We start from the raw sequence: 359 nt of genomic DNA, 5'->3' as shown, positions 1-359 counted from the left end.
GATCCATCGCCTCGATGACATTCTGCGTGCCCGTGTGTTCGCGATCACGTGTGGCTATGAGGACGCCGATGATCTCGATGCCCTGCGCGACGATCCGGGCTTCCGCCTGGCGCTGGGCAAGTTGCCGGGATCGGGCGCGGGGCTGGCCAGCCAACCGACGATGAGCCGCTGGGAGAATGCACCGACCACGCGTGAACTGGCCCGGATGATGGTCGCGATGATCGGCGTTTACTGTGCCAGCTATCCGGCCCCACCGGCGGCGGTGACGCTGGATATCGATGACACGTGTGATGTCGTGCACGGCTATCAGCAGCTCTCGTTCTGGAACGGACATCACGGTGAGCGCTGCTTCCTGCCGA

The 359-nt window shown here is 64.1% G+C and carries 1 protein-coding gene; it reads left to right on the top strand.

The annotated features are described in order from the left end of the window. The coding region (locus tag R5H29_RS22725; RefSeq protein ID WP_332329898.1) for a transposase at nt 1–359 on the top strand (359 nt) is incomplete at both ends.

This window comes from Stenotrophomonas sp. A3_2, assembly GCF_036624925.1.
Classification (GTDB): domain Bacteria; phylum Pseudomonadota; class Gammaproteobacteria; order Xanthomonadales; family Xanthomonadaceae; genus Stenotrophomonas; species Stenotrophomonas hibiscicola.
Note: the sequence above shows the minus strand (reverse complement) of the source record. Positions and strands in the feature narration are given on the sequence as shown.